The sequence below is a fragment of the Xenorhabdus sp. PR6a genome, from assembly GCF_028599065.1.
Classification (GTDB): domain Bacteria; phylum Pseudomonadota; class Gammaproteobacteria; order Enterobacterales; family Enterobacteriaceae; genus Xenorhabdus; species Xenorhabdus doucetiae.
In genome coordinates this window covers 1-24,936 of record NZ_JAQRFJ010000053.1, presented here as the reverse complement: position 1 = coordinate 24,936, position 24,936 = coordinate 1, and the positions used below count along the sequence as shown (strand labels likewise).

At 44.5% G+C, this 24,936-nt stretch carries 42 protein-coding genes and 1 pseudogene; 5 read left to right on the top strand and 38 right to left on the bottom strand.

Annotated features, from left to right (window positions below):
- Positions 1-531: 531 nt before the first annotated feature.
- Positions 532-1,086 carry a gamma carbonic anhydrase family protein gene (locus PSI15_RS13780; protein WP_273584000.1) on the top strand — a complete coding sequence of 185 codons (555 nt, stop codon included), beginning with the start codon at positions 532-534 and terminating at the stop codon, positions 1,084-1,086.
- On the opposite strand, the gene PSI15_RS13775 is transcribed toward PSI15_RS13780, so the two are convergent.
- The 5 genes from PSI15_RS13775 to dprA are packed head-to-tail and all read right to left on the bottom strand — an operon-like array spanning position 1,053 to position 4,417.
- The gene (locus tag PSI15_RS13775) at positions 1,053-1,322 is read right to left on the bottom strand and encodes a DUF1488 domain-containing protein (protein WP_273583999.1); all 270 of its coding nucleotides are present in this window, start codon (positions 1,320-1,322) and stop codon (positions 1,053-1,055) included. The genes PSI15_RS13780 and PSI15_RS13775 overlap by 34 nt on opposite strands.
- Positions 1,319-2,140, bottom strand: a complete 822-nt coding sequence (aroE, locus tag PSI15_RS13770) for a shikimate dehydrogenase (RefSeq protein WP_273583998.1) — start codon at positions 2,138-2,140, stop codon at positions 1,319-1,321. Before aroE ends, PSI15_RS13775 begins: the two co-directional genes overlap by 4 nt.
- A 6-nt stretch (positions 2,141-2,146) precedes the next feature.
- Entirely contained in the window at positions 2,147-2,716 is a 570-nt protein-coding gene (gene tsaC / locus PSI15_RS13765) for an L-threonylcarbamoyladenylate synthase type 1 TsaC (RefSeq protein ID WP_045968085.1), read from the bottom strand.
- 1 nt (position 2,717) lies between these two features.
- Positions 2,718-3,269, bottom strand: coding sequence for a DNA topoisomerase family protein (locus PSI15_RS13760; RefSeq protein WP_273583997.1), 552 nt, complete (start codon positions 3,267-3,269; stop codon positions 2,718-2,720).
- 59 nt (positions 3,270-3,328) lie between these two features.
- Positions 3,329-4,417, bottom strand: coding sequence for a DNA-protecting protein DprA (gene dprA, locus PSI15_RS13755; RefSeq protein ID WP_273583996.1), 1,089 nt, complete (start codon positions 4,415-4,417; stop codon positions 3,329-3,331).
- A gap of 133 nt (positions 4,418-4,550) precedes the next feature.
- On the opposite strand from dprA, the gene def reads away from it, so the two are divergent.
- The 4 genes from def to trkA all read left to right on the top strand — a co-directional run bounded on the left by def (position 4,551) and on the right by trkA (position 8,878).
- Entirely contained in the window at positions 4,551-5,063 is a 513-nt protein-coding gene (def, locus tag PSI15_RS13750) for a peptide deformylase (protein ID WP_273583995.1), read from the top strand.
- Between the two features lie 25 nt (positions 5,064-5,088).
- Positions 5,089-6,036 carry a methionyl-tRNA formyltransferase gene (fmt, locus tag PSI15_RS13745; RefSeq protein WP_273583994.1) on the top strand — a complete coding sequence of 316 codons (948 nt, stop codon included), beginning with the start codon at positions 5,089-5,091 and terminating at the stop codon, positions 6,034-6,036.
- 83 nt (positions 6,037-6,119) lie between these two features.
- Entirely contained in the window at positions 6,120-7,409 is a 1,290-nt protein-coding gene (rsmB, locus tag PSI15_RS13740; protein WP_273583993.1) for a 16S rRNA (cytosine(967)-C(5))-methyltransferase RsmB, read from the top strand.
- A 92-nt stretch (positions 7,410-7,501) separates the two neighbouring features.
- The gene (gene trkA, locus PSI15_RS13735; RefSeq protein ID WP_273583992.1) at positions 7,502-8,878 is read left to right on the top strand and encodes a Trk system potassium transporter TrkA; all 1,377 of its coding nucleotides are present in this window, start codon (positions 7,502-7,504) and stop codon (positions 8,876-8,878) included.
- Positions 8,879-8,925: 47 nt separating this feature from the next.
- On the opposite strand, the gene PSI15_RS13730 is transcribed toward trkA, so the two are convergent.
- The 33 genes and pseudogenes from PSI15_RS13730 to tuf all read right to left on the bottom strand — a co-directional run.
- Positions 8,926-9,126 (bottom strand): alternative ribosome-rescue factor A, encoded by a 201-nt coding sequence (locus tag PSI15_RS13730; RefSeq protein ID WP_273583991.1) that lies wholly within the window; start codon positions 9,124-9,126, stop codon positions 8,926-8,928.
- 85 nt (positions 9,127-9,211) lie between these two features.
- Entirely contained in the window at positions 9,212-9,625 is a 414-nt protein-coding gene (gene zntR / locus PSI15_RS13725) for a Zn(2+)-responsive transcriptional regulator (protein WP_273583990.1), read from the bottom strand.
- A 171-nt stretch (positions 9,626-9,796) separates the two neighbouring features.
- Positions 9,797-10,189, bottom strand: a complete 393-nt coding sequence (gene rplQ, locus PSI15_RS13720; RefSeq protein WP_045968068.1) for a 50S ribosomal protein L17 — start codon at positions 10,187-10,189, stop codon at positions 9,797-9,799.
- 40 nt (positions 10,190-10,229) lie between these two features.
- Complete coding sequence (locus PSI15_RS13715; RefSeq protein ID WP_038269634.1) at positions 10,230-11,219, bottom strand: DNA-directed RNA polymerase subunit alpha; 990 nt, start codon at positions 11,217-11,219, stop codon at positions 10,230-10,232.
- A gap of 25 nt (positions 11,220-11,244) precedes the next feature.
- Positions 11,245-11,865, bottom strand: a complete 621-nt coding sequence (gene rpsD, locus PSI15_RS13710; protein ID WP_045968066.1) for a 30S ribosomal protein S4 — start codon at positions 11,863-11,865, stop codon at positions 11,245-11,247.
- Between the two features lie 35 nt (positions 11,866-11,900).
- On the bottom strand, positions 11,901-12,290 hold the full coding sequence (gene rpsK / locus PSI15_RS13705) for a 30S ribosomal protein S11 (protein ID WP_004388621.1): 390 nt from the start codon (positions 12,288-12,290) through the stop codon (positions 11,901-11,903).
- Between the two features lie 15 nt (positions 12,291-12,305).
- Positions 12,306-12,662: a 30S ribosomal protein S13 gene (rpsM, locus tag PSI15_RS13700; protein ID WP_038240472.1), complete on the bottom strand. Its 357-nt coding sequence runs from the start codon at positions 12,660-12,662 to the stop codon at positions 12,306-12,308.
- Between the two features lie 148 nt (positions 12,663-12,810).
- Complete coding sequence (gene rpmJ / locus PSI15_RS13695; RefSeq protein WP_045968063.1) at positions 12,811-12,927, bottom strand: 50S ribosomal protein L36; 117 nt, start codon at positions 12,925-12,927, stop codon at positions 12,811-12,813.
- A 32-nt stretch (positions 12,928-12,959) separates the two neighbouring features.
- Positions 12,960-14,291, bottom strand: a complete 1,332-nt coding sequence (gene secY, locus PSI15_RS13690; protein WP_045968061.1) for a preprotein translocase subunit SecY — start codon at positions 14,289-14,291, stop codon at positions 12,960-12,962.
- A gap of 7 nt (positions 14,292-14,298) precedes the next feature.
- Positions 14,299-14,733 (bottom strand): 50S ribosomal protein L15, encoded by a 435-nt coding sequence (gene rplO, locus PSI15_RS13685; protein WP_273583989.1) that lies wholly within the window; start codon positions 14,731-14,733, stop codon positions 14,299-14,301.
- Positions 14,734-14,736: 3 nt separating this feature from the next.
- Entirely contained in the window at positions 14,737-14,916 is a 180-nt protein-coding gene (gene rpmD, locus PSI15_RS13680; protein ID WP_045968059.1) for a 50S ribosomal protein L30, read from the bottom strand.
- Positions 14,917-14,921: 5 nt separating this feature from the next.
- Complete coding sequence (rpsE, locus tag PSI15_RS13675) at positions 14,922-15,422, bottom strand: 30S ribosomal protein S5 (protein ID WP_045968057.1); 501 nt, start codon at positions 15,420-15,422, stop codon at positions 14,922-14,924.
- A 14-nt stretch (positions 15,423-15,436) separates the two neighbouring features.
- Positions 15,437-15,790 carry a 50S ribosomal protein L18 gene (gene rplR, locus PSI15_RS13670; RefSeq protein ID WP_038240476.1) on the bottom strand — a complete coding sequence of 118 codons (354 nt, stop codon included), beginning with the start codon at positions 15,788-15,790 and terminating at the stop codon, positions 15,437-15,439.
- A 9-nt stretch (positions 15,791-15,799) separates the two neighbouring features.
- Positions 15,800-16,333 (bottom strand): 50S ribosomal protein L6, encoded by a 534-nt coding sequence (gene rplF / locus PSI15_RS13665; RefSeq protein ID WP_045968054.1) that lies wholly within the window; start codon positions 16,331-16,333, stop codon positions 15,800-15,802.
- A 14-nt stretch (positions 16,334-16,347) separates the two neighbouring features.
- Positions 16,348-16,740: a 30S ribosomal protein S8 gene (rpsH, locus tag PSI15_RS13660; protein ID WP_038240479.1), complete on the bottom strand. Its 393-nt coding sequence runs from the start codon at positions 16,738-16,740 to the stop codon at positions 16,348-16,350.
- A 33-nt stretch (positions 16,741-16,773) separates the two neighbouring features.
- Positions 16,774-17,079 carry a 30S ribosomal protein S14 gene (rpsN, locus tag PSI15_RS13655; RefSeq protein ID WP_010847489.1) on the bottom strand — a complete coding sequence of 102 codons (306 nt, stop codon included), beginning with the start codon at positions 17,077-17,079 and terminating at the stop codon, positions 16,774-16,776.
- 12 nt (positions 17,080-17,091) lie between these two features.
- Entirely contained in the window at positions 17,092-17,631 is a 540-nt protein-coding gene (gene rplE / locus PSI15_RS13650; protein ID WP_045968052.1) for a 50S ribosomal protein L5, read from the bottom strand.
- 13 nt (positions 17,632-17,644) lie between these two features.
- Positions 17,645-17,959: a 50S ribosomal protein L24 gene (gene rplX, locus PSI15_RS13645; RefSeq protein ID WP_045968050.1), complete on the bottom strand. Its 315-nt coding sequence runs from the start codon at positions 17,957-17,959 to the stop codon at positions 17,645-17,647.
- A gap of 10 nt (positions 17,960-17,969) precedes the next feature.
- Complete coding sequence (gene rplN / locus PSI15_RS13640; protein ID WP_010847486.1) at positions 17,970-18,341, bottom strand: 50S ribosomal protein L14; 372 nt, start codon at positions 18,339-18,341, stop codon at positions 17,970-17,972.
- Positions 18,342-18,515: 174 nt separating this feature from the next.
- The gene (gene rpsQ, locus PSI15_RS13635; protein ID WP_273583988.1) at positions 18,516-18,770 is read right to left on the bottom strand and encodes a 30S ribosomal protein S17; all 255 of its coding nucleotides are present in this window, start codon (positions 18,768-18,770) and stop codon (positions 18,516-18,518) included.
- Entirely contained in the window at positions 18,770-18,961 is a 192-nt protein-coding gene (gene rpmC / locus PSI15_RS13630; RefSeq protein ID WP_010847484.1) for a 50S ribosomal protein L29, read from the bottom strand. The genes rpsQ and rpmC overlap by 1 nt, the downstream gene beginning before the upstream one ends.
- Positions 18,961-19,371 (bottom strand): 50S ribosomal protein L16, encoded by a 411-nt coding sequence (gene rplP / locus PSI15_RS13625; RefSeq protein WP_012990491.1) that lies wholly within the window; start codon positions 19,369-19,371, stop codon positions 18,961-18,963. The genes rpmC and rplP overlap by 1 nt, the downstream gene beginning before the upstream one ends.
- 12 nt (positions 19,372-19,383) lie before the next feature.
- Complete coding sequence (rpsC, locus tag PSI15_RS13620) at positions 19,384-20,085, bottom strand: 30S ribosomal protein S3 (protein WP_010847482.1); 702 nt, start codon at positions 20,083-20,085, stop codon at positions 19,384-19,386.
- A gap of 17 nt (positions 20,086-20,102) precedes the next feature.
- On the bottom strand, positions 20,103-20,435 hold the full coding sequence (gene rplV, locus PSI15_RS13615) for a 50S ribosomal protein L22 (protein WP_010847481.1): 333 nt from the start codon (positions 20,433-20,435) through the stop codon (positions 20,103-20,105).
- Between the two features lie 14 nt (positions 20,436-20,449).
- Positions 20,450-20,728 (bottom strand): 30S ribosomal protein S19, encoded by a 279-nt coding sequence (gene rpsS / locus PSI15_RS13610; protein WP_011148791.1) that lies wholly within the window; start codon positions 20,726-20,728, stop codon positions 20,450-20,452.
- A gap of 14 nt (positions 20,729-20,742) precedes the next feature.
- Positions 20,743-21,567: a 50S ribosomal protein L2 gene (gene rplB / locus PSI15_RS13605; protein ID WP_273583987.1), complete on the bottom strand. Its 825-nt coding sequence runs from the start codon at positions 21,565-21,567 to the stop codon at positions 20,743-20,745.
- Positions 21,568-21,586: 19 nt separating this feature from the next.
- Positions 21,587-21,889: a 50S ribosomal protein L23 gene (gene rplW / locus PSI15_RS13600; protein ID WP_045968045.1), complete on the bottom strand. Its 303-nt coding sequence runs from the start codon at positions 21,887-21,889 to the stop codon at positions 21,587-21,589.
- Entirely contained in the window at positions 21,886-22,491 is a 606-nt protein-coding gene (gene rplD / locus PSI15_RS13595) for a 50S ribosomal protein L4 (RefSeq protein ID WP_045968043.1), read from the bottom strand. Before rplD ends, rplW begins: the two co-directional genes overlap by 4 nt.
- A 16-nt stretch (positions 22,492-22,507) precedes the next feature.
- A complete protein-coding gene (gene rplC / locus PSI15_RS13590) occupies positions 22,508-23,140 on the bottom strand; it encodes a 50S ribosomal protein L3 (protein WP_045968041.1) in 633 nt (210 codons plus the stop codon).
- 32 nt (positions 23,141-23,172) lie between these two features.
- A complete protein-coding gene (gene rpsJ / locus PSI15_RS13585) occupies positions 23,173-23,484 on the bottom strand; it encodes a 30S ribosomal protein S10 (RefSeq protein ID WP_001181005.1) in 312 nt (103 codons plus the stop codon).
- A gap of 306 nt (positions 23,485-23,790) precedes the next feature.
- Positions 23,791-24,267, bottom strand: coding sequence for a bacterioferritin (gene bfr, locus PSI15_RS13580; RefSeq protein ID WP_273583986.1), 477 nt, complete (start codon positions 24,265-24,267; stop codon positions 23,791-23,793).
- Positions 24,268-24,343: 76 nt separating this feature from the next.
- Entirely contained in the window at positions 24,344-24,538 is a 195-nt protein-coding gene (gene bfd, locus PSI15_RS13575; protein WP_071827233.1) for a bacterioferritin-associated ferredoxin, read from the bottom strand.
- Positions 24,539-24,781: 243 nt separating this feature from the next.
- A pseudogene (gene tuf / locus PSI15_RS13570) lies at positions 24,782-24,936 on the bottom strand (elongation factor Tu); the annotation flags it as partial.

The following is a 24,936-nucleotide window of genomic DNA, read 5'->3' as shown; positions in this document are numbered from 1 at the left end:
GCCAGCGTTCAATCTGAGCCATGATCAAACTCTTCAATTCAAAGTGTTTGATGCTCAAAGAATTAAACTGTTAGTTCGTAATGAATTAACTGTTGTTCACTCTTCAAGACTTTTAATATTTTCCGCCTTTCGGCATTGGATAGTGTCTTGCGAGTGCCCACACAGATTGTCTGATTAATTTGTTAAAGAGCGTTGGCAACCGGGTGTTTGTGCCGGGTTGCGAGGCTGCGTATCTTACGCTTTTCGCCTCCGGAGTCAAGCGTTTATTTTCGCTTTCTTCCTGCTTTCCTTCGCGGCTGCTCTCAGCTTGGCGTCGGTCAGTGGTGGCGCATTATAGGGAGTTTTACGGAAGTGACAATAGTTTTTTTGTATTTTATTTTCAAGCGAGTATTTTTTACTCTTTTTGATATAAAAACCATTCAAATAGACTAAAATTAATGCGATTTCTTTCTTTGCATGGCGTTTTTCCCCAATTACATTCCTATATAATTGTGTCTACAATTACTACCTGCTCTATTGTTTGAGGTTTTTATGTCCACTGTTTTACGCCAATATCTAAATTTCTATCCCCAAGTTGGTCAAAGAGTTCTTTTAGACCCCTCCTCTGTTGTAATTGGAGATGTCAGATTGGCAGATAATGTCAGCATTTGGCCCCTGGTCGTTATCCGGGGAGATGTAAATTATGTCTCAATTGGCTCACGCACAAACATTCAAGATGGTTCTGTTTTACATGTGACTCATAAATCTTCTGATAATCCAAATGGCTTCCCACTAATCATTGGGGAAGATGTCACCGTAGGTCATAAGGCAATGCTGCATGGATGTAAAATTGGAAATCGAGTCTTAGTTGGCATGGGGTCCATCTTACTTGATGGAGTCACTATTGAAGACGATGTTGTGATTGGAGCCGGTAGCCTAGTCCCTCCAGGAAAAAAATTAGAAAGCGGCTACCTGTACGTCGGTAGCCCTGCCAAACAAGTGAGAAAGCTCACACCTGAAGAGTTGGAAGGGCTGCTTTATTCCGCTAATAATTACGCTCGCTGGAAAGATAACTACTTATCAACACAATCTGAAAGCAAGCAGTAGCGCCCAAATTGATCATCATGCCCACTCAAAATAGCCGTTTCAAACTCTTCTTCCAAATCCCAGCGATGTTGGCGAAACAAATCGAGTGGATGATGATCCTTACCATAACGCTCCATTATTTCATCAGAACTGATCATACATTCCACCAACAAACCATCCACCATTGCTGGGAAGATCACCTTATTTTCTATCTCATCCCACTCTTCACGATCTGGAAATTGAATTGATTGGTTCATGCGTGTAATTCCTGTCTCAAGGCAGTTAAAACTGGTTCTATTTCGGGGAATACTCCATGCCACAACTCAAAAGCATATGCAGCTTGACCCACCAACATTCCTAAACCATCAGCCAAACGTGAAACGCCATTTTGATGAGCAAACGTAAGGAAAGGAGTTAATCCACGCTGGTAATACATGTCGTAACACACGCTATTATTTTGGAAAATCAACGGAGAAATAGCCGGAATTTGTCCATCAAGACCCGCGGCTGTTGCATTAATGATAATATCAAAGTCTGGAGTAATAAGACCAAGAGCACTCATTTCAACGGCTCGAATATCGCCTAGTGAAAATGTATTTGCGATAGCCTGAGCACGTTCAAATGTACGGTTAGTAATAGTGATTGAGCAACCTATTGATAAAAAAGGAGATAATACACCTTTCGCAGCTCCACCAGCCCCTATTATCAGAATTTTCTGCCCTTGAGAGAGGAACTTGAGCCGCTGCAAGTCCACCAATAATCCCATTCCATCGGTATTATCACCAAGCAGTCGGTTTCCCTCTATCCGTTTTAATGTGTTAACTGCCCCGCAGATATTTGCCCGTTCAGTTAATTCATCTGAGCATTTATAGGCTCTCTCTTTAAAAGGAACGGTGATATTCGCCCCTAAGCCACCCTGCTCAAAGAAATGCTCTAAGGTTTGCTCAAAGTTATCTACTGGAGCAAGTACTCTCCCATATTGATGTTCGATACCTGTTTGCTCAGCAAACAATCGATGAATATAAGGAGATTTACTATGTGCGATTGGATTACCAAAAACCGCGAACTTATCCATGATTACCTATCCTTGCCGATACAATTTGCCCGTTAAAGCATCCCTGATTTCTGATGGATTCTTACGCCCACCAACTTCTCCTTCTAAAATTGGGATACGATTTCCAAATTGCTGTCGCACTTCTTCCACATTACGACAGGGTTCTAATCCACTTAGATTCGCACTGGTCGAAACAAGTGGTTTTTCATATATAGCACATAGCTGCTTAACCAACGGATGATCTGTGACTCGAACGGCCAATGTTGAAAACTTGCCAGTCAACCATTTTGGTGTAGCGGCTTTTGCTGGTATTACCCACGTAACGGGACCAGGCCAAGATGAGAATATGGTTTCTTTCTGGATATCACTTAGTTGTTCATCATCAATATAAGGACATAACCTCTCATAATTATCAGCGATAAGAATTAACCCTTTTTCCCAAGACCTGTTCTTCAACGCTAATAGCTCTTGTGCTGCATTTTCACTATCAGGATCACATCCTAATCCAAAAACAGCTTCAGTCGGATAAGCAATAACTTTTTCTTCGCTTAAAGCTGTGATAACCACATCAAATACCGATGATATTTCGTGACTCATTTCATTTCTCAATTTCATTAGCTTGCTGCTTGCTACACAATTTGCTGGCACAAAATAATTTTACGCCCTGGGAAGTGCGCTTTTCTATTAACAATGGATAGTGACAAAACATGCATTCTCCTGAGATAGGCTTATTGTTAAGTGCAAACTGGCACTCTGGATAGCGACTACAGGAATGGAATGTTTTACCAAAACGAGACTTACGCTGGAGTAATTTTCCTTGTCGGCATTGGGGACAATTAATTGATGTATCGTCTGGTTTATCAACTAATTCTGTATGTTCACATTCAGGATAATGACTACAGCCAATGAACATACCATAACGCCCTTGACGTAAGACTAAAGTGAAACCACATTTCGGACAGATTTGCCCATCCAGTTCTTTAACAACATGTCCATCTACTTGTGTTTTCAAAGGACGAAGATAATGGCAAGACGGATAACTGGAACACGCATAAAATGGACCATGAGCTCCATTACGGATCACCAATTCAGCATCACACTCAGGGCAACGCTCCATTTCTTTTATGGCAAAAAGCTCTTTCTTAGACATATCTCACTCGCTGAATACCGGCAGCCACCATTACATTGGAAAAAGCGCAAATTAACTAGCTAATTAGTTCGGACATACCCACCAGCAACAACAGCAACTTTCCCCATCAGTTCCAACTCCAATAATTTGGTCATAACTTCTGTAACAGGCAGGGAAGAGCGCTGGGCAATCACATCAATAGGTGTAACTTCACTACTTACGTTAACCAGCACATCCACAAATGGCAACTCTGTTTGTTCAAATTGTTTATTTTCCTCTTCCTTACCTTTCACTTCGACATTAAGCCATTGAAATGACGAACTAATATGCTCCATGATATCCATTACATTCGTTGCCAAATAAGCCCCTTGTTTGATCAACCAATGATTACCTTCGTTTGCAGGCGTTCCCAATGGACCAGGTAATGCAAAAATGTCCCGCCCTTGTTCAAGAGCGCAGCGAGCTGTAATCAGTGATCCACTATTTTTGTGGGCTTCCACGATGAGGAGAGCCAAACTTAACCCACTAATAATTCGGTTTCGCCTTGGAAAATGCTTGGCTTTAGGCGAGGCATCAGGAAAAAATTCGGAAACTAATGCACCGTTTTCTTGGATATGTCTGGCCAAAGATTTATGCCTGCTGGGGTAGATATTATCTAGCCCACTACCCAGTACCGCTATTGTTTTCCCTCCCGAATCCAAAGCTGCCTGATGGCAGATACCATCAATACCAATCGCCAGCCCACTCGTCACCACCAGATTATTTATAGCCAAATCACTGGCAAATACCTTTCCCCATTTTTCGCCATAAAAAGTTGCTGCTCTACTGCCAACCATTGAAATCTGCTTTTGAGATAAGGCCGATACATCGCCTACAACAAAAAGCACAAGAGGTGGAAAATGTATTTGCTTTAATAAAGGTGGATATGCGGGATGAGAAAAAGTCAGCAAATGGTGTTCCGGATGATCTAACCAATTGAGAGCTGAAATCAGAACGGAAGAATTGGCCTTCATAAATTGCAAGCATTGTGCGGATGACAGGCCACATGCTTTAAGAGAGGATATGCTACAATTCTTGGTTTGCAACAGGCGATCCATAATAAGCATGGCCTTCGCTATTGAAAGATGAGAGACCATTTTCATTCTTAACCACATTTCCATCGCTTCCATATCGTCATCCTGACTTGAAGTTGAGAGCCAGCCTCTCATGATTAATTTATGTTCAATACTGTCAATCTAAATAGGAAATGTCTAGAATAGGCGCCAGTTATCTCTCACTTTTTGGATGCAGTTCTAAACATATATGTCAGTTTTACAAGTATTACATTATCCAGACGAGCGGCTTCGCACAATTGCCAAGCCAGTAGAAAAAGTCGATGCAGAAATTCAGCGTATCATTGATGATATGTTTGAAACGATGTATGACGAGGAAGGTATCGGTTTAGCGGCAACACAAGTCGATATACATCAGAGAATTATTGTCATTGACGTCTCTGAGAATCGTGATCAACGCCTTGTTCTGATTAACCCTGAATTGATTGATGAAACGGGTGAAACAGGAATAGAAGAAGGTTGTTTATCTGTTCCTGAGCAACGTGGGTTTGTACCTCGTTTTGAGCAAGTAAAAATTAAGGCGTTAGATTATCACGGTCAACCATTTGAATTGGATGCCGACGGGTTACTGGCCATTTGTATTCAGCATGAAATGGATCACTTAATCGGTAAACTCTTTGTTGATTATTTATCACCATTGAAACGCCAACGCATCCGTCAGAAAGTTGAAAAAATTAACCGACTGAGAGTCAAAAACAAATAATTTTTTATTATCACAGGAAATAACAGTGTCTGATTCTTTACGTATTATTTTTGCCGGAACGCCTGATTTCGCGGCTCGCCATCTGGCTGCTTTATTAAACTCTCAACATCAAGTTGTTGGAGTGCTCACTCGACCAGACAAACCGGCAGGAAGAGGTAAGAAACTGACACCAAGTCCTGTAAAGGTATTGGCTGAAGAACATGATGTCCCTGTTTTCCAGCCAAAAACCTTACGTACAGAAGAAAGCCAGCAATGGGTCATGGAGCAGCAAGCTGATATTATGATCGTTGTTGCTTACGGATTAATTCTTCCTCAAGCCGTTTTGGATATACCTCGTCTGGGATGCCTAAATGTCCACGGTTCTTTGCTACCTCGCTGGCGTGGTGCAGCACCTATTCAGCGCTCAATTTGGGCCGGTGACCAAGAAACTGGTGTAACAATAATGCAGATGGATGCGGGGCTTGATACGGGTGATATACTCCTGAAAGCTATTTGCCCAATTACAAATGAAGATACCAGTGCCAGCTTATATGAAAAACTTGCTGATATTGGCCCGGAAGCCTTACTCAGCACCTTAAGTTTAATCACGTCGGGAAAATGTCAGCCCGAAGTTCAAGAAGACGCACTTGCAACCTACGCCGAAAAACTAAGTAAAGATGAAGCAAAGGTCGATTGGAATTTACCTGCTACCCAAATTGAGCGTTGTGTTCGTGCTTTCAACCCTTGGCCTATGAGCTTCTTCTTAATTGATGATCAACCAGTCAAGATCTGGCAAGCAGAAGTCATCATAGAGCAATCAATCCAAGCTCCCGGAACAATTATCAGTGCAGATAAAAAAGGTATTCAAATTGCAACTACAGAGGGGATATTAAATATTACTCAGTTGCAACCACCTGGCAAGAAAGCAATGTCGGCCGCTGATCTCTTAAACTCCAAGCGTGAATGGTTTACCCCTGGTAGCAAACTCAACTGATATTAACTTTGCCTGAATGTTTTTAGCATCCTGGCTTCTTCCTATTTACCATGCTGACGAAAGTCAGCTTTTTTGACCGTACCATGAAAAATACATATAACCTGAGAAGCATCGCTGCAAAAGCAATCACTCAAGTGCTTGAGCAAGGGCAATCCCTCAACACCGTTATACCCGAACTCCAACAAAAAGTTTCTGATAAAGATAAGGCGTTGCTGCAAGAGATCTGTTTCGGTGTGATGAGAGTATTACCTCAACTTGAGTGGCTCATCAGTCAGCTAATGGCAAAGCCATTGAAAGGAAAGCAACGTATTTTCCACTATCTAATCATGGTTGGTATATATCAACTGATATACACACGTATACCTGCACATGCTGCACTTGCCGAAACCGTCAATGGTGCAACTAACTTAAAACGACCTCAGTTGAAAGGCGTAATTAACGGTGTTCTTCGCCAGTTTCAGCGCCAACAACAAGCATTAATTGAACAAGCAAATAATCATATTAGTCAGCACTTACATCCCAAATGGTTGCTAGAACGCATCCAAAAAGCCTATCCACAGAATTGGCAAACTATAATAGATGCCAACAACCAAAAGCCACCTATGTGGTTGCGAGTTAACCAACTCCATCATACAGCTAACGAATATCTTGCATTATTAGAAGAAGCTAACATAGAAGCAGAATTGGATAGCAGCCATTCTTGTGCTATTCGTCTTCTGAGTCCCTGCCCTGTCAATGCACTACCTGGATTTAGCCAAGGGTGGGTCACTATTCAGGATCGCTCTGCGCAAGGATGTGCTGAACTCTTAAGCCCATGTGACGGGGAGTCTATACTGGATCTTTGCGCCGCACCTGGTGGAAAAACGACTCATATCCTCGAAATAGCACCAAAATCTCAAGTTCTCGCTATCGATATTGATGAACAACGAATTAAACGAGTGAAAGAGAATTTACAACGGCTTAATTTACATGCTGTCGTCAAAACAGGCGATGGGCGCCTCCCACACGAGTGGGCTGCTGATAAACAATTTGATCGTATTCTTCTTGATGCGCCATGTTCTGCCACAGGGGTCATTCGCCGTCACCCTGATATAAAATGGCTACGCAGGAATGAAGATATTGATCAATTAGTTACATTACAATCTGAAATCCTTGATGCTATCTGGCCCTACTTAAAACGAAATGGCACACTGGTTTATGCTACCTGTTCAATTTTGCCTCAAGAAAATAGTGAGCAAATAAAAGCATTTTTGACCCGTCATCCTGATGCAGTGTTATCAAAAACAGGTAATTCAGATATGCCCGGAACGCAGATTATTCCAGAAGTTGCGGGTGGTGATGGTTTCTTTTATGCCCGGCTAACTAAACAATGATACGTTCTCTCGTTCCAATAGAACGAGAGAACTTTATGGTTTTGCTAAAATAGCAAGAATAGAAGACGGCTTCTAATCAAGAAGAGAATGCTATGAAGATAATCATTCTGGGTGCTGGCCAGGTTGGCGGGACATTAGCCGAGAATTTGGTTGATGAAAACAATGATATTACTGTCGTTGATACCGATACAGATCGTCTACGCCAGTTACAAGACAAATTTGATCTCCGAGTAGTCAATGGCCATGGTTCCCACCCTAAGATATTGAGGGAAGCCGGAGCTGAAGATGCAGATATGTTGGTCGCAGTTACAAATTCAGATGAAACCAATATGATAGCATGCCAAATTGCTTATTCTCTATTTAACACGCCTAATAAAGTCGCTAGGATACGTTCATCAGAATATATACGAGAATCAGAAAAATTATTCCAACCTGATGATATTCCTATTGATTATCTCATATCTCCCGAGCAACTAGTCATTGATTACATCTATAAATTGATTCAATATCCAGGAGCATTACAAGTTGTTAATTTTGCTGAGGGGCGTGTCAGTATTGTCGCGGTTAAGGCTTATTATGGTGGTTCACTGGTAGGCAATGCCTTATCCTCACTCCGAGAGCATATGCCACATATTGATAGCAAAGTTGCTGCAATATTTCGTCAGGATCGCCCCATTAGACCACAAGGTTCAACAATTATTGAAGCTGGAGATGAAGTCTTTTTCGTTGCTGCATCACAACATATCAGAGCGGTAATGAGCGAATTACAACGCCTTGAAAAACCCTATAAACGCATCATGATTGTTGGGGGGGGTAATGTTGGCGCAGGTTTAGCCTTGCGACTCGAGAAAGATTACAGCGTCAAATTAATCGAACATAACCAAGAAAGAGCCACTGAATTAGCTGAACTATTGCACGATGCCATTGTGTTCTATGGTGATGCTTCCGACCAAGAGTTGCTAGCTGAAGAACACATTGAGCAGGTTGACGTTTTTATAGCGCTAACGAATGATGATGAAGCCAATATTATGTCAGCTATGCTTGCAAAACGAATGGGGGCCAAAAAAGCAATGGTTCTTATTCAACGCAGTGCATATGTTGATTTAGTCCAAGGTGGGGTCATCGATATTGCAATCTCACCTCAACAAGCAACAGTATCGGCGTTGCTTGGTCAGGTCCGTAAAGCAGATATTGTCAGTGTGTTCTCATTAAGAAGAGGAGTTGCTGAAGCTATCGAAGCTATAGCGCATGGCGATGAACATACTTCAAAAGTTGTTGGGCGTAAGATAGGTGATATCAAATTACCACCAGGAACAACAATAGGTGCCATTGTCCGCAATGAAGAAGTCATTATTGCTAATGATTACAGTATCATTCAACAAGGCGATCATGTAATCATGTTTATTACTGACAAAAAATTCGTTCCTGAAGTGGAAAAACTTTTCCAGCCTAGTCCTTTCTTCCTATAAAAACATCAGCCCGGACTCTGTGAGATTGATATTGTCCACTTAAAAAACTAGAAGGCCAATGATAACAACTTGAAAAAATTATTATCATTGGCCTCCCAACCACACTTCTTACCCTGTTTTTCTTTACGATTATAACTTCCTTTACCTTTTTTATTTTTTTCTACTCTCTGTCTGAACAAGGGATCGTGTAATAGGGCTTCTATAGCATTATCTTTGATAACGCCTTTTTTATGGCGATATGTTGTCATAATGACCTCTAAGTTAATTGATAAAGTAATTTTCTGATTAAAAACAGTGCGATTGTACTCTTAGCACTTGGAATAATAAAGAAAATTATCTATTTGTCGCACCTTCTTCTAAAATTTCCAATATAGAACAATATGTACTGACGTGCATACTACCACAACAAGCATCACTCAACATTTTCAAAGAATCACGCATTTTCTGCATTTCTAATAATTTCCCTTCAACTTCCCGTAATCTAGAATCAACAATATGTTTTGATTCCCGACATGTGTGGTGCTCAGGATCAACTCGAATAGATAATAGTTCAACAATAGCTTCCAGTGTAAAACCTAATTGTTTTGCATAACGAATAAAACGCAACCGCTGTAAATCCTGTTCAGTATAGAGTCTATAACCACCCTCCGTTCTTTCTCCATGGAACATCAATCCCTGTTTTTCATAAAAGCGGATAGTGTCAGGTGTCACACCTGCTAATTTAGCCAATTGACCGATACGATACATGGAATTCTCCTATCAAGTAGTCAATAAGTACAATACTACCAGAATAGGTTAAGAGATCACCTGCACAGGGGAAATTTGCAGATTCATTGATAAGTATAAGGAGATTAGAGGATTAAAATTATAAGGCAATAAAAAACCGGGATAATACCCGGTTTTTTACGCTCCTACAGATTACTCGGCAGATGCTGCTTCTGTCTGAGACTCTGCTGCACGGTCAACAAGCTCGATGTATGCCATCGGTGCATTGTCACCAGTACGGAAGCCACACTTCAGAATACGAGTGTAACCACCTGCACGGCTCGCAAAACGCGGGCCCAGTTCATTAAACAGTTTTGCCACGATCTCGTTATCACGAGTACGGGCGAATGCCAGACGACGATTAGCTACGCTGTCGGTCTTGGCAAGAGTAATCAGCGGCTCAACGACGCGACGCAGTTCTTTCGCTTTAGGCAGAGTCGTCTTGATGATTTCATGACGAACCAAAGAACCTGCCATGTTACGGAACATAGCTTGGCGATGGCTGCTGTTGCGGTTCAATTGACGACCACTCTTACGATGGCGCATGACCTTATCCTTCTCAGTAAAACCTTAACCTGTGATCGAGTTATTCATCAGCAATACTTGCTGGTGGCCAGTTTTCCAGACGCATGCCCAGAGAAAGTCCACGTGAAGCCAGTACGTCTTTAATCTCAGTAAGAGACTTTTTACCCAAGTTAGGTGTCTTAAGTAACTCAACTTCAGTACGCTGTACCAGATCACCGATGTAGTGGATAGCTTCTGCTTTAAGGCAGTTAGCAGAGCGGACAGTCAATTCCAGATCGTCAACAGGGCGCAGCAGGATCGGATCAAACTCTGGCTTCTCTTCTTTAACTTCTGGTTGACGTACGTCACGTAAGTCAACGAAAGCTTCTAGTTGTTCAGCCAGAATGGTAGCTGCACGGCGAATCGCCTCTTCAGGATCGATTGTACCGTTAGTTTCCATCTCGATAACCAGCTTATCCAGGTCAGTACGCTGTTCTACACGAGCTGCTTCAACATTGTAGGCGATACGCTCTACTGGGCTATAGCAAGCATCTACTAACAAACGACCGATAGGGCGCTCATCTTCTTCCGAATGAATTCGGGCAGAAGCCGGCACATATCCACGACCGCGCTGAACTTTAATACGCATACTAATGGACGCGCTTTCGTCAGTCAGATGGCAGATTACGTGCTGCGGCTTGACGATTTCGACATCACCATCATGGATGATGTCGGCTGCAGTCACAGGGCCAATGCCAGATTTATTCAAAGTAAGGATAACTTCATCTTTACCCTGAACTTTCACCGCCAGCCCTTTCAGATTGAGGAGAATCTCCAGGATATCTTCCTGTACACCTTCTTTGGTGCTGTACTCATGCAGTACACCATCAATCTCAACCTCAGTCACCGCACAACCCGGCATAGACGAAAGCAGAATACGGCGCAGTGCGTTGCCAAGAGTATGGCCAAAGCCACGCTCTAATGGCTCAAGGGTCACCTTGGCGTGCGTCGAACTGACTTGCTCGATATCTACCAGGCGCGGTTTTAGAAACTCTGTCACAGAACCCTGCATTGTGTCCTCTCTTTGGTGCTAAGCTTTACTTGGAGTAAAGCTCGACGATCAGGTGTTCGTTAATGTCAGCGGATAGATCAGTACGTTCAGGAATACGCTTGAACACACCTTCCATCTTCGCAGCATCAACTTCCAACCAAGTTGGTTTCTCACGCTGCTCAGCCAGCTCTAAGGCTGCTTTAATGCGAGCCTGCTTCTTCGCTTTTTCACGAACGCTGACTACGTCATTCGGGGATACCTGATAAGAAGCAATGTTAACAACGCGACCATTTACCGTGATAGCCTTGTGGCTTACCATTTGACGTGCTTCAGCGCGAGTCGCGCCAAAACCCATACGATAAACGACGTTATCCAAACGACCTTCCAGCAAGTTCAGCAGGTTTTCACCTGTGTTGCCTTTCAGACGAGTCGCTTCTTTATAGTAGTTACGGAATTGACGTTCCAGGACACCGTAAATACGGCGAACTTTTTGTTTTTCACGTAACTGTACACCATAGTCAGACAGACGCGGCTTACGTGCGCCATGCTGGCCTGGTGCTTGTTCTAATTTACACTTGGTGTCAATCGCGCGAACGCCAGACTTCAGGAAAAGGTCTGTACCCTCGCGACGGCTCAGCTTGAGCTTAGGACCCAAATATCTTGCCATTTTCTTTCTCCAACAATCCTAAAAACGAAGACGCATTAAACGCGACGTTTTTTCGGTGGACGACAACCGTTATGAGGGATCGGAGTCACATCAGTAATATTAGTGATGCGGAAACCAGCCGCGTTTAATGCGCGGATAGTTGACTCACGGCCAGGACCAGGTCCTTTAACCATAACTTCCAGATTCTTGATTCCGTATTCTTTTACTGCTTCAGCGCAGCGCTCTGCTGCAACCTGAGCTGCGAACGGAGTAGACTTACGAGAACCACGGAAACCGGAACCACCGGCAGTTGCCCAACCCAATGCGTTACCCTGACGATCAGTAATAGTAACGATGGTGTTGTTGAAAGAAGCATGGATATGAGCCACACCGTCAGAGACTTGTTTTCTTACACGCTTACGTGCACGAACAGGTGCTTTTGCCATTATTCAATACCCCGATTATTTCTTGATCGGCTTACGCGGACCCTTACGGGTACGTGCATTGGTCTTAGTACGCTGACCGCGAACAGGCAGACCACGACGATGACGCAAACCACGATAGCAACCAAGGTCCATCAGACGTTTGATACTCAGGGTTACTTCACGACGCAGATCACCTTCTACAACGTATTTGGCAACTTCGTCACGCAGCTTGTCAATTTGCTCTTCAGACAGCTCACTGATCTTAACATTTTCAGCAATGCCCGCTGCTGCACAGATTGCTTGTGAGCGGGTTTTACCGATACCGTAGATCGAAGTTAATGCGATCACAGTATGTTTCTGATCAGGAATGTTAATGCCTGCTATACGGGCCACTATGCACTCCTACAATATTTATTCACTGCAACACCATTCTGAAAAGCCCGTTTTCAGGATACTCAAATAATGTTGCTGTCAGATAAAAAAGATTGGCTGGCTAATTTAGCCAGCTCAACCCAACTTTGCAAGAAAAATATGCGATTAATTAGCCTTGGCGCTGTTTGTGCTTAGGCTCTGCATTGCAAATCACACGAACGATACCGTTACGTTTAACGATTTTGCAATTGCGGCATAATTTCTTGACGGAAGCACGAACTTTCATTTTTACTCTCCGTAACTTCTCAAGCAAACCAATTAGCGGTTATATCCTTTCAGGTTTGCCTTCTTCAATGCAGACTCATACTGACTCGACATCATCAGAGTTTGCACTTGAGCCATAAAGTCCATGATGACGACAACTACAATCAGTAGGGAAGTACCACCAAAATAGAATGGAACTTTCATTGCATCACGCATGAACTCCGGGATTAAGCAGATAAAAGTAATATATAACGCACCAACTAAGGTTAGACGAGTCATTACTTTATCAATATACTTAGCCGTTTGCTCTCCCGGACGAATTCCTGGTACGAATGCACCGGACTTCTTCAGGTTATCTGCTGTTTCTCTTGGATTGAAAACCAAAGCCGTATAGAAGAAACAGAAGAAGATGATTGCAGATGCGTATAATAACACATAAAGCGGTTGACCTGGTTGCAAATACATAGAAATAGTTGTCAACCAATTCCAGCCTGTTCCACCACCAAACCAAGAGGCTATGGTACCAGGGAACAAAATAATACTGGAAGCAAAGATCGCAGGGATAACCCCTGCCATATTCACTTTCAACGGCAAATGTGTACTTTGTGCCGCGAAAACTTTACGACCTTGCTGACGTTTCGCATAGTTCACAACGATACGACGTTGACCACGCTCCATGAAAACAACGAAGAAAGTTACGGCAAACACTAATACTGCAACCAACAGCAACAGGAGGAAGTGCAGGTCGCCTTGCCGAGCTTGCTCGATGGTGTGACCAATTGCAGGCGGTAGACCTGCAACGATACCAGCAAAGATTATGATTGAAATACCGTTACCGATACCTCGTTCAGTAATCTGCTCACCCAGCCACATCAAGAACATGGTTCCCGTGACCAGACTTACAACAGCCGTGAAATAGAATGCAAGACCAGGATTAATAACTAACCCTTGCATCCCAGGCATATTCGGCAACCCAGTTGCAATACCGATTGATTGGAATATCGCCAGCACTAATGTGCCATAACGGGTGTACTGACTGATCTTACGACGACCAGCTTCCCCTTCCTTCTTAATCTCTGCTAAACGGGGGTTAACCACAGTCAGCAACTGGATAATAATAGATGCAGAAATATACGGCATTATACCCAGCGCAAAGATAGAAGCACGGCTTAAAGCACCACCAGAGAACATGTTAAACATTTCAATGATGGTGCCTCTTTGCTGCTCGAGCAATTTGGCAAGCACAGCGGCATCAATACCAGGGATTGGAATAAAAGAGCCAATACGGAAAACAATTAGAGCTCCAATGACAAACAAAAGTCTGCGTTTTAACTCGCCTAATCCGCCTTTGGCACTTTGAAAATCTAATCCTGGTTGTTTAGCCATCTGTTACTTATTCCTCAATTTTACCGCCAGCAGCTTCAATTGCAGCACGGGCGCCTTTAGTAACACGCAAGCCACGCACAGTTACTGCGCGATTGACTTCGCCAGAAAGCATTACTTTAGCGAATTCAATTTGAGGGCCAATAATGTTAGCAGCTTTCAGTGCATTCAGATCGATAACATCGCCTTCAACGCGGGCAAAGTCAGACAGACGAATTTCTGCGGTAACCATTGCCTTACGAGAAGTGAAACCAAATTTTGGTAAACGACGATATAAAGGCATCTGGCCGCCTTCAAAACCACGACGAACGCCACCGCCAGAACGAGATTTCTGACCTTTGTGACCACGACCGCCGGTTTTACCCAAACCAGAACCGATACCACGACCTACACGTTTAGGTCCATGCTTGGCACCTTCAGCCGGAGACAGAGTATTTAAGCGCATCTGTTACTCCTCAACTTTAACCATATAGGAAACCAAGTTGACCATACCGCGAATCGCTGGTGTATCTTCACGTTCAACAGTATGCCCAATGCGACGCAGACCTAAACCAGTCAGAGTTGCCTTATGTTTAGGCAAACGACCAATTGAACTGCGAACCTGAGTAATTTTAATAGTCTTAGCCATGGTCATTACCCCAGAATTTCTTCGACGGATTTGCCACGCTTAGCTGCGACCATTTCTGGAGACTTCATGCTGTCTAAAGCGTCCAGTGTTGCACGAACCACGTTGATCGGGTTAGTGGAACCGTAGGTTTTAGCCAGTACGTTACGAACTCCAGCCACTTCCAGAACAGCACGCATCGCACCACCAGCGATGATACCTGTACCTTCGTGAGCAGGCTGCATGAACACGCGAGAACCGGTGTGTGAACCTTTCACTGGGTGGTACAGAGTGCCGCTGTTAAGTGCGACGGTTTTCATATTGCGACGTGCTTTTTCCATCGCTTTCTGGATCGCTGCCGGAACTTCGCGTGCTTTGCCGTAACCAAAACCAACGCGACCATTACCATCACCAACTACAGTCAGTGCTGTAAAGCTGAAAATGCGGCCACCTTTAACGGTTTTAGATACGCGGTTTACCGCGATCAGCTTTTCCTGCAGTTCGCCAGCTTGTTTTTCGATGTGAGCCATCTTACACCTCTACCTTAGAACTGAAGGCCAGCTTCACGGGCAGCATCTGCCAGTGCCTGGACTCTACCATGATATTGGAAACCAGAACGGTCAAAAGATACATCTTTGATGCCTTTTTCCAGAGCACGTTCAGCAACAATCTTACCAACTAATGCTGCGGCTTCTTTGTTTCCAGTAAATTTCAGTTGTTCACTGATAGCTTTTTCTGTTGTAGAAGCGGCCACCAGAGTTTCAGAACCATTTGGTGCGATAACCTGCGCATAAATATGGCGAGGGGTACGGTGTACCACCAGGCGAGTTGCACCCAGTTCCTGGAGCTTGCGGCGTGCGCGGGTCGCACGACGGATACGAGCTGCTTTCTTATCCATAGTGTTACCTTACTTCTTCTTAGCCTCTTTGGTACGCACGATTTCATCGGCGTAACGAACACCCTTGCCTTTATATGGCTCAGGACGACGATAGGCACGCAGATCTGCCGCAACCTGACCAATCACCTGCTTATCCGCACCTTTCAGTACGATTTCAGTTTGTGATGGGCATTCCGCAGTTATGCCTGCTGGCAGCTGATGTTCAACCGGATGCGAGAAGCCTAAAGACAAACTAACTGCATTGCCTTTAACTGCTGCACGGTAACCAACGCCAACCAGCTGAAGTTTCTTAGTGAAACCTTCGTTAACACCGATAACCATTGCATTCAGCAGAGAACGAGTTGTACCTGCTTGCGCCCAAGCGTCAGCAAAACCTTCGCGTGGAGCGAAAGTCAGTTGATTATCCGCATGATTAACTTCAACTGCGTTGTGGATTGTACGACTTAGCTCGCCGTTTTTACCCTTAATCGAAATAACCTGACCGTCGAGTTTAACCTCTACGCCGGCAGGAATGACGACGGGTGCCTTTGCAACACGAGACATTCTTTCCTCCCGAATTAAGCTACGTAGCAGAGAATTTCGCCACCCAGACCAGCCTGGCGAGCTGCACGATCAGTCATTACACCTTTAGAGGTAGAAACAACAGCGATTCCCAAACCAGCCATAACTTGTGGCAGCTCATCTTTTTTCTTATAGATGCGCAGACTTGGGCGGCTTACACGCTGAATACTTTCTACAACAGCCTTACCTTGGAAATACTTCAGAGTAATTTCCAGTTCTGGCTTAGTGTCGCCTTCGATTTTAAAATCTTCAATGTAACCTTCTTCCTTCAGCACCTTGGCAATTGCCACTTTCAGCTTGGAGGAAGGCATGGTGACCGCAACTTTATTCGCGGCCTGACCGTTACGGATACGGGTCAGCATATCCGCGATCGGATCTTGCATGCTCATCTGTCTTTACTCCCGTGATTCAATTGGTGACAATTACCAGCTAGCCTTTTTAAGGCCCGGGATTTCACCGCGCATAGCGGCTTCACGGACTTTAATACGGCTCAACCCAAACTTCCGCAAAAATGCATGCGGACGCCCAGTTTGACGGCAGCGGTTACGCTGACGGCAAGGACTGGAATCACGTGGCAGTGTTTGCAGCTTAAGAACAGCATTCCAACGGTCTTCATCAGATGCGTTTACATCAGAGATGATCGCTTTCAGTTCAACGCGTTTTGCGAAGAATTTCTCAGCTAATTTCGCACGTTTTACATCACGTGCTTTCATTGATTGCTTAGCCATGAGTACCCTGCCTTACTTGCGGAACGGGAAGTTAAACGCAGCCAACAGTGCGCGGCCTTCATCATCAGATTTCGCAGTCGTGGTGATAGTAATATCCAAACCACGTACACGATCCACTTTATCGTAATCGATTTCAGGGAAGATGATTTGCTCACGAACACCCATGCTGTAGTTACCACGACCATCGAATGATTTAGCGGACAAACCACGGAAGTCACGGATACGTGGTACAGCAATAGAAATCAGGCGCTCAAAGAACTCCCACATGCGTTTTCCACGCAGGGTTACTTTACAGCCGATTGGATAGCCCTGACGGATTTTGAAGCCTGCAACTGATTTGCGTGCTTTGGTGATCAATGGCTTCTGACCAGAGATTGCTGCCAAGTCAGCTGCTGCGTTATCCAGCAGTTTTTTGTCAGCGATCGCTTCACCAACACCCATGTTCAGGGTGATCTTCTCGACCCGAGGGACTTGCATGACAGAATGGTAACCGAACTGAGTCATCAGTTTCTGGACTACCTCGTCTTTGTAGTAATCATGCAGTTTCGCCATCGTATACTCCAAATTACTTGATAGTTTCGTTGTTAGATTTGAAGAAACGTACTTTTTTGCCGTCTTCGAATCTAAAACCTACACGGTCAGCCTTGCCGGTTGCTGCGTTGAAGATTGCAACGTTAGAAACATTGATAGCTGCTTCTTTTTCAACGATGCCACCTGGTTGGTTCAGAGCCGGAACTGGCTTCTGATGTTTTTTAACCAGGTTGATGCCTTCAACGATGACTTTACCAGAAGAAAGAACCTGTTTTACTTTACCGCGCTTACCTTTGTCTTTACCGGTCAGCACGATAATTTCGTCATCACGACGGATTTTCGCTGCCATTTCCTGCTCCTTAGAGTACTTCAGGTGCCAGAGAGATAATTTTCATGAACTTTTCATTACGAAGTTCACGAGTTACCGGCCCAAAAATACGCGTACCGATAACTTGCTCACTATTGTTGTTCAACAATACACAAGCGTTGCTATCGAAGCGAATGACAGAACCGTCCGGGCGACGAACACCCTTCTTGGTGCGCACCACTACCGCTTTCAGGACATCACCTTTTTTCACTTTGCCACGAGGAATTGCTTCCTTGATAGTGATTTTGATAATGTCACCGACATGTGCGTAGCGACGGTGCGAGCCACCTAGAACCTTGATACACATTACGCGACGTGCACCGGAGTTGTCGGCCACGTTCAGCATAGTCTGTTCTTGGATCATTTTAGTGCTCCGCTAAATGTCAACTACTACTGAGCCACTTTATTTTTAAAGAGGCCGTTTCAATATCCCATACTACGAGGGCGCGGCATTATAACACCACATCTTCGCGATGGACAGAAAAATAAACGGCCCCGTTATTTTTTGGGCCGTTTATTTCGTACGATAAGCGATCTATTATAGAACCGCTTTTTCTACAACGCGAACTAAAGCCCAAGATTTAGTCTTAGACAGTGGACGGGTTTCGCGGATTTCCACTACATCACCAATTCCACATTCATTGTTCTCGTCATGTACGTGCAGTTTAGTCGTACGTTTGATGAACTTACCATACAATGGGTGTTTCACCTTACGCTCAATAGCAACAACAATGGATTTTTCCATTTTGTCGCTAATAACACGACCTTGCAGAGTACGGATTTTATCGGTCATTACGCACCCGCCTTCTCAGTCAGTAAAGTCTTAACGCGTGCAATATTACGACGCACTTGTTTCAACAGGTGAGACTGTTGCAGCTGGCCACTTGCCGCCTGCATACGCAAATTGAATTGTTCACGTAACAGGTTCAGCAGCTCAGTGTTCAGCTCTTCAACGCTTTTTTCGCGCAGCTCTTGTGCTTTCATTACATCACCGTCTTAGTTACAAAGGTGGTTTTGATAGGCAGTTTCGCTGCTGCCAGCTTGAATGCTTCACGAGCCAGCTCTTCAGGCACACCGTCCATTTCATACAGGACTTTACCGGGCTGGATCAAGGCAACCCAATATTCTACGTTACCTTTACCTTTACCCATACGCACTTCGAGTGGCTTTTCGGTGATAGGTTTGTCTGGGAACACACGGATCCAGATTTTACCTTGACGCTTAATTGCACGGGTCATAGCACGACGTGCCGCTTCAATCTGACGCGCAGTCAGACGACCACGGCCCACAGCTTTCAGACCGAAAGTGCCGAAGCTAACATCCGCACCTGCAGCCAGACCACGGTTGCGGCCTTTGTGCACTTTACGGAATTTCGTACGCTTTGGTTGTAACATCAGCGACTCTCCTTACTTGCGGCCTTTACGCTGCTGCTTTTTAGGTTGAGCAGCCGGTTTTTCCGCCTGTTCAACTGCAGCCATACCACCCAGGATCTCACCTTTGAAGATCCATACCTTAACGCCGATTACACCATAAGTGGTGTGCGCTTCAGAAGTATTGTAGTCGATGTCCGCACGCAGAGTATGCAGAGGTACACGACCTTCACGATACCACTCAGTACGCGCGATTTCAGCACCGCCCAGACGGCCGCTGACTTCCACTTTGATACCTTTAGCGCCCAGACGCATAGCGTTCTGTACAGCACGTTTCATCGCACGGCGGAACATAACACGACGTTCCAGCTGTGAGCTGATGCTGTCAGCAACCAGTTTTGCGTCCAGTTCAGGTTTACGCACTTCGGCAATATTAATCTGCGCAGGAACGCCAGCGATATCCGCTACAGCCTTACGCAGTTTTTCAACGTCTTCACCTTTTTTACCGATTACAATGCCTGGGCGAGCAGTGTGAATAGTCACACGGATGCTTTTCGCAGGACGTTCGATAACAATACGTGAAATAGATGCTTTAACCAGTTCTTTGTTCAAGTACTGGCGAACTTTAAAGTCGCTGTCCAGGTTGTCAGCGAATTCTTTGGTATTCGCATACCAGGTAGAGTTCCAAGGTTTGACAATCCCCAGACGAATACCATTAGGATGTACTTTCTGACCCATTGCTAGTCTCCAGAGTCTCAGCGATCGGACACAACCACAGTGATGTGGCTGGTGCGCTTCAAGATACGATCTGCGCGGCCTTTGGCACGAGGCATAATACGCTTCATAGTTGGGCCTTCGTCTACGAAAATTTTCGTGACTTTCAGATCATCGATGTCAGCGCCATCGTTGTGTTCTGCGTTAGCAATAGCAGACTCAAGTACTTTCTTCACTAAACCAGCAGCTTTCTTGTTGGTGTAGGTCAGAGTTTCCAGAGCTTGCGACACTTTCTTACCGCGGATCAGGTCAGCCACAAGGCGAACCTTCTGAGCAGAAGAACGAGCGTGGCGATGTTTAGCGATAGTTTCCATCTCTTCCTCCTACCTTAGCGCTTTTTGGCCTTTTTATCGGCCGCATGGCCGCGATAAGTACGGGTCGGCGCGAATTCACCCAGTTTGTGACCAACCATTTCGTCGGAAACAAAAACTGGAACATGCTGACGACCATTATGGACAGCGATGGTCAAACCGATCATGTTAGGAAAGATCGTTGAACGACGGGACCAAGTCTTAATAGGCTTTTTGTCTCCGCTTTCCACCGCTTTCTCTACCTTCTTCAGCAAGTGCAGGTCAATAAATGGACCTTTCTTGAGAGAACGTGGCATGGTTTATCCTCTAATTATTTTTTAGAACGACGACGTACGATATATTGATCAGTACGTTTGTTGCTACGGGTCTTCTTACCTTTGGTCTGAACGCCCCATGGAGTTACAGGATGTTTACCAAAGTTACGACCTTCACCACCACCATGTGGGTGGTCTACTGGGTTCATCGCCGTACCACGAACGGTAGGACGGATACCACGCCAGCGGCTTGCACCAGCTTTACCCAGAACGCGCAGCATGTGTTCTGCGTTACCAACTTCACCTAAAGTAGCACGGCAGTCAGACAGTACTTTACGCATTTCACCAGAGCGCAGACGCAGGGTTACATAAGAACCGTCACGTGCAACGATCTGAGCATAAGCACCTGCTGAACGAGCCAGCTGGCCGCCTTTACCTGGTTTCATTTCTATGTTGTGAACAGTAGAACCAACCGGGATATTACGCATTGGCAGAGTGTTACCGGTCTTGATTGCTGAATCAGCACCAGACTGGATTTGATCACCCGCTTTCAGGCCTTTAGGCGCAAGGATGTAACGACGCTCACCGTCTTTGTACAGAACCAGTGCGATGTTCGCTGAACGGTTTGGATCATATTCCAGACGTTCAACAACAGCAGGGATACCATCTTTATTACGTTTGAAGTCAACCAGACGATAGTGCTGCTTATGGCCGCCACCGATGTGACGAGTGGTAATACGACCATTGTTGTTACGACCACCAGTTTTGCTGTTTTTTTCCAACAACGGAGCATAAGGCTTACCCTTATGCAGCTCAGGGTTAACCACTTTAACAACGTGGCGACGGCCCGGAGACGTAGGTTTACATTTAACAATTGCCATTGTTCTTTACTCCTCCGACTTACTCAGCGCCGCCAACGAAGTCCAAATTCTGGCCTTCTTTCAGGGTGACGTAAGCTTTTTTCCAGTCGCTACGACGACCAATACGCTGACCGTGGCGTTTAACTTTACCTTTAACCAGCAAAGTGTTTACACCCTCAACTTCAACTTCGAACAGTTTCTGTACGGCAGCCTTGATCTCTGCTTTAGTCGCGTCTTTCGCAACTTTGAGAACGATGGTGTTGTTTTTTTCCATCGCTGTAGAAGCTTTTTCAGATACGTGCGGCGCGCGCAGTACTTTCAGCAGACGTTCTTCACGGATCATGCCAGCATCTCCTCAACTTGCTTCACAGCTTCAGCAGTCATAACCACTTTGTCGAAGGCGATCAGGCTTACTGGATCGATACCAGCTGCATCACGAACGTCAACCTTGTACAGGTTACGAGCTGCTAAGAACAGGTTCTCATCAACTTCGCCAGTGACGATCAGTACGTCTTCCAGAGCCATTTCTTTCAGTTTCTGTACCAGCAACTTAGTTTTAGGTGCTTCAACAGAGAACTTCTCGACAACGATCAGACGATCTTGACGTACCAGTTCAGACAGGATGCTTTTCAGAGCACCACGGTACATCTTTTTATTAACTTTTTGACTGTGGTCCTGTGGTTTCGCTGCAAAAGTTACACCACCAGAGCGCCAAATTGGACTCTTAATAGAACCAGAACGCGCACGGCCAGTACCTTTTTGACGCCATGGTTTTTTACCTGAACCAGAAACTTCAGCACGAGTTTTCTGAGCACGAGTACCTTGACGAGCACCAGCTGCATACGCAACAACTACTTGATGCACAAGCGCTTCATTGAAATCACGCCCGAAGGTAGTTTCGGAAACAGTCAGCGCGCTTTGCGCGTCTTTCATTACCAATTCCATTCCTATCTCCTCGACGTTACGCCTTGACAGCCGGTTTTACGATCAGGTTACTGTTCGTTGCACCTGGAACAGCACCTTTGACCAGCAGCAGGTTACGCTCAGCGTCAACACGTACTACATCTAGGCTCTGAACAGTTACACGCTCATTACCCAGTTGGCCTGCCATTTTCTTGCCTTTGAACACCTTGCCCGGAGTCTGGTTCTGACCGATAGAACCCGGAACACGGTGAGACAAGGAGTTACCATGGGTAGCATCCTGAGTACGGAAGTTCCAGCGTTTAACAGTACCCGCGAAACCTTTACCTTTAGATGTACCAGTAACGTCGACTTTTTTAACGTCAGCGAAAATTTCAACACTAATGCTTTGACCTACAGTGAATTCTGCATCGTTTTCTGACAAACGGAATTCACGCAGGATGCGGCCAGCTTCTACGCCAGCTTTAGCGAAATGACCTGCTTCAGGTTTATTAACGCGGCTGGCTTTTTTGCTACCAGTCGTTACCTGAATTGCACGATAACCGTCAGTCTCTTTGCTTTTAACTTGAGTTACACGGTTATTTTCGATTTCGATAACAGTTACAGGGATTGAAACACCATCTTCCGTGAAGATGCGAGTCATACCCACTTTTTTACCGACTAAACCAATCATTGTTTCAACCTCTCAATCGTTCAATGACCTGATTAACCCAGGCTGATCTGCACGTCTACACCGGCAGCCAGATCCAGACGCATCAGAGCATCAACGGTTTTCTCGGTTGGCTCAACGATGTCAACCAGACGTTTGTGAGTGCGAATTTCGTACTGATCACGCGCGTCTTTGTTTACGTGCGGAGAAATCAGAACGGTAAAACGCTCTTTACGAGTCGGCAGCGGGATCGGACCACGAACTTGCGCACCAGTGCGTTTCGCAGTCTCTACGATTTCCGCAGTTGATTGATCGATCAAACGATGATCAAATGCTTTCAGGCGGATACGGATTCTTTGGTTCTGCATGAGACCAGAGCTCCAACTATTTTATAAACGTAAATGATTACTCCTCGCACCCATTTCGATTGATAGGGGAGTGTAATCGTTCTATGTATAACCCCCATATCGGGAGTATTTTAAATGGTGGTAATTCACCACTCATTACTGATCATAAATCAGACCTACTCTGTGTAGGTAAGCTCGCGCATTATACGTGAATTTACCCACAAAGCAAGATTAAGAGCGAAATCTATGCAAAAAAGTACATAGAAGAAAGGGAAATGGAAAGAAAGCGCCCTATATACATCAAATTATAGGGCGACAAAATTATAGCTATTCTTCTTCGCTAAGCTGAGATTGAATATAATTCTGTATTCCAATTCTAGTTATCAGTTCAAGTTGAGTTTCCAACCAATCGATATGATTTTCTTCATCAGAAAGTACCTCTATCATCAAGTCTCTACTGACATAATCATGAACTGAATCAGCATATGCGATTGCTTCTCTGAGATCTTTTGTACCACATAATTCTAATTCCAGATCAGATCTCAGCATTTCTTCTACATCTTCTCCGATATTAAGTTTGCCTAAGTCTTGTAAATTTGGCACCCCTTCCAGAAAAAGAATGCGCTCGATAAACTTATCCGCATGCTTCATCTCATCAATGGATTCGTGATACTCGACTTCATTTAGGCGCATCAATCCCCAGTTTTTAAACATTCGGGCATGCAAGAAATATTGATTGATGGCGACAAGCTCATTACCAAGAAGTTTATTCAAATGTGCAATTATTTTTTTATCACCTTTCATAGTAAATTCCTCCGCTTCCAGTCACTACAGTGTAGTACTAATTTAGCAGAGTAATTGCAAGAAAATTGTATTTATTTTAGGCAACATTATTTATTGGAGGTAGCTGAGCAATCTCCTCATTCATTATTTCACGTGCTTGACGTATGCATTTTCCACAGTCGTTTCCTACAGGAACAAAGTTCCTTAACTCTCTGATAGAACGAATATGTTGCTGATGCACAGCATTACGTATGGTTTTATCGCTTATTGCATTGCAGAGACAAACATACATAGAAGCACTCTTCTGACTATTTACACTCTTGATGGCTATTCAGGTCGGATAAAACTCCCATACCCAAAATTGTTCACACTTATAAAATAAACGATATCCTAGAATAGTAAATAGAAATAAATCTCATTTCAATTATTGTTTTTATTTTATTGAATAACAAAAAAGCCACTGTAATCGGTGGCTTTAAAATAGAAAAGAGGAGTCAAGGCTCTTCTTTTCTCATAATATTTTAATAATCAAAAACTAAGCAATAACTTTAGCAACAACACCCGCACCTACAGTACGGCCGCCTTCACGGATTGCGAAACGCAGACCTTCGTCCATGGCGATTGGGGCAATCAGGTTAACGACCATGTTGATGTTGTCACCTGGCATCACCATCTCTACGCCTTCTGGCA

Excerpts from the sequence above, each read along its gene's own strand:
- rplP (WP_012990491.1), bottom strand. The coding sequence starts at position 19,371 with ATGTTACAACCAAAGCGTACGAAATTCCGTAAAGTGCACAAAGGCCGC.
- aroE (WP_273583998.1), bottom strand. The coding sequence starts at position 2,140 with ATGGATAAGTTCGCGGTTTTTGGTAATCCAATCGCACATAGTAAATCT.
- PSI15_RS13780 (WP_273584000.1), top strand. The coding sequence starts at position 532 with ATGTCCACTGTTTTACGCCAATATCTAAATTTCTATCCCCAAGTTGGT.
- rpsS (WP_011148791.1), bottom strand. The coding sequence starts at position 20,728 with ATGCCACGTTCTCTCAAGAAAGGTCCATTTATTGACCTGCACTTGCTG.
- rplF (WP_045968054.1), bottom strand. The coding sequence starts at position 16,333 with ATGTCTCGTGTTGCAAAGGCACCCGTCGTCATTCCTGCCGGCGTAGAG.
- rpsH (WP_038240479.1), bottom strand. The coding sequence starts at position 16,740 with ATGAGCATGCAAGATCCGATCGCGGATATGCTGACCCGTATCCGTAAC.
- tsaC (WP_045968085.1), bottom strand. The coding sequence starts at position 2,716 with ATGAGTCACGAAATATCATCGGTATTTGATGTGGTTATCACAGCTTTA.
- rplQ (WP_045968068.1), bottom strand. The coding sequence starts at position 10,189 with ATGCGCCATCGTAAGAGTGGTCGTCAATTGAACCGCAACAGCAGCCAT.
- rpsN (WP_010847489.1), bottom strand. The coding sequence starts at position 17,079 with ATGGCTAAGCAATCAATGAAAGCACGTGATGTAAAACGTGCGAAATTA.
- rplO (WP_273583989.1), bottom strand. The coding sequence starts at position 14,733 with ATGCGCTTAAATACTCTGTCTCCGGCTGAAGGTGCCAAGCATGGACCT.
- rpsJ (WP_001181005.1), bottom strand. The coding sequence starts at position 23,484 with ATGCAGAACCAAAGAATCCGTATCCGCCTGAAAGCATTTGATCATCGT.
- rplV (WP_010847481.1), bottom strand. The coding sequence starts at position 20,435 with ATGGAAACTATCGCTAAACATCGCCACGCTCGTTCTTCTGCTCAGAAG.
- rpsE (WP_045968057.1), bottom strand. The coding sequence starts at position 15,422 with ATGGCTCACATCGAAAAACAAGCTGGCGAACTGCAGGAAAAGCTGATC.
- PSI15_RS13715 (WP_038269634.1), bottom strand. The coding sequence starts at position 11,219 with ATGCAGGGTTCTGTGACAGAGTTTCTAAAACCGCGCCTGGTAGATATC.
- rpsK (WP_004388621.1), bottom strand. The coding sequence starts at position 12,290 with ATGGCAAAAGCACCTGTTCGTGCACGTAAGCGTGTAAGAAAACAAGTC.
- rplW (WP_045968045.1), bottom strand. The coding sequence starts at position 21,889 with ATGATCCGTGAAGAACGTCTGCTGAAAGTACTGCGCGCGCCGCACGTA.
- rplR (WP_038240476.1), bottom strand. The coding sequence starts at position 15,790 with ATGGATAAGAAAGCAGCTCGTATCCGTCGTGCGACCCGCGCACGCCGC.
- rpmC (WP_010847484.1), bottom strand. The coding sequence starts at position 18,961 with ATGAAAGCACAAGAGCTGCGCGAAAAAAGCGTTGAAGAGCTGAACACT.
- bfd (WP_071827233.1), bottom strand. The coding sequence starts at position 24,538 with ATGTATGTTTGTCTCTGCAATGCAATAAGCGATAAAACCATACGTAAT.
- rplE (WP_045968052.1), bottom strand. The coding sequence starts at position 17,631 with ATGGCGAAACTGCATGATTACTACAAAGACGAGGTAGTCCAGAAACTG.
- rplN (WP_010847486.1), bottom strand. The coding sequence starts at position 18,341 with ATGATCCAAGAACAGACTATGCTGAACGTGGCCGACAACTCCGGTGCA.
- PSI15_RS13775 (WP_273583999.1), bottom strand. The coding sequence starts at position 1,322 with ATGAACCAATCAATTCAATTTCCAGATCGTGAAGAGTGGGATGAGATA.
- rpsD (WP_045968066.1), bottom strand. The coding sequence starts at position 11,865 with ATGGCAAGATATTTGGGTCCTAAGCTCAAGCTGAGCCGTCGCGAGGGT.
- secY (WP_045968061.1), bottom strand. The coding sequence starts at position 14,291 with ATGGCTAAACAACCAGGATTAGATTTTCAAAGTGCCAAAGGCGGATTA.
- dprA (WP_273583996.1), bottom strand. The coding sequence starts at position 4,417 with ATGGAAGCGATGGAAATGTGGTTAAGAATGAAAATGGTCTCTCATCTT.
- rpmD (WP_045968059.1), bottom strand. The coding sequence starts at position 14,916 with ATGGCTAAGACTATTAAAATTACTCAGGTTCGCAGTTCAATTGGTCGT.
- def (WP_273583995.1), top strand. The coding sequence starts at position 4,551 with ATGTCAGTTTTACAAGTATTACATTATCCAGACGAGCGGCTTCGCACA.
- rplD (WP_045968043.1), bottom strand. The coding sequence starts at position 22,491 with ATGGAATTGGTAATGAAAGACGCGCAAAGCGCGCTGACTGTTTCCGAA.
- rpmJ (WP_045968063.1), bottom strand. The coding sequence starts at position 12,927 with ATGAAAGTTCGTGCTTCCGTCAAGAAATTATGCCGCAATTGCAAAATC.
- rpsC (WP_010847482.1), bottom strand. The coding sequence starts at position 20,085 with ATGGGTCAGAAAGTACATCCTAATGGTATTCGTCTGGGGATTGTCAAA.
- rsmB (WP_273583993.1), top strand. The coding sequence starts at position 6,120 with ATGAAAAATACATATAACCTGAGAAGCATCGCTGCAAAAGCAATCACT.
- rpsQ (WP_273583988.1), bottom strand. The coding sequence starts at position 18,770 with ATGACCGATAAAATCCGTACTCTGCAAGGTCGTGTTATTAGCGACAAA.
- rplB (WP_273583987.1), bottom strand. The coding sequence starts at position 21,567 with ATGGCAATTGTTAAATGTAAACCTACGTCTCCGGGCCGTCGCCACGTT.
- bfr (WP_273583986.1), bottom strand. The coding sequence starts at position 24,267 with ATGAAAGGTGATAAAAAAATAATTGCACATTTGAATAAACTTCTTGGT.
- trkA (WP_273583992.1), top strand. The coding sequence starts at position 7,502 with ATGAAGATAATCATTCTGGGTGCTGGCCAGGTTGGCGGGACATTAGCC.
- rplC (WP_045968041.1), bottom strand. The coding sequence starts at position 23,140 with ATGATTGGTTTAGTCGGTAAAAAAGTGGGTATGACTCGCATCTTCACG.
- rplX (WP_045968050.1), bottom strand. The coding sequence starts at position 17,959 with ATGGCAGCGAAAATCCGTCGTGATGACGAAATTATCGTGCTGACCGGT.
- PSI15_RS13760 (WP_273583997.1), bottom strand. The coding sequence starts at position 3,269 with ATGTCTAAGAAAGAGCTTTTTGCCATAAAAGAAATGGAGCGTTGCCCT.
- zntR (WP_273583990.1), bottom strand. The coding sequence starts at position 9,625 with ATGTATCGTATCGGTCAATTGGCTAAATTAGCAGGTGTGACACCTGAC.
- PSI15_RS13730 (WP_273583991.1), bottom strand. The coding sequence starts at position 9,126 with ATGACAACATATCGCCATAAAAAAGGCGTTATCAAAGATAATGCTATA.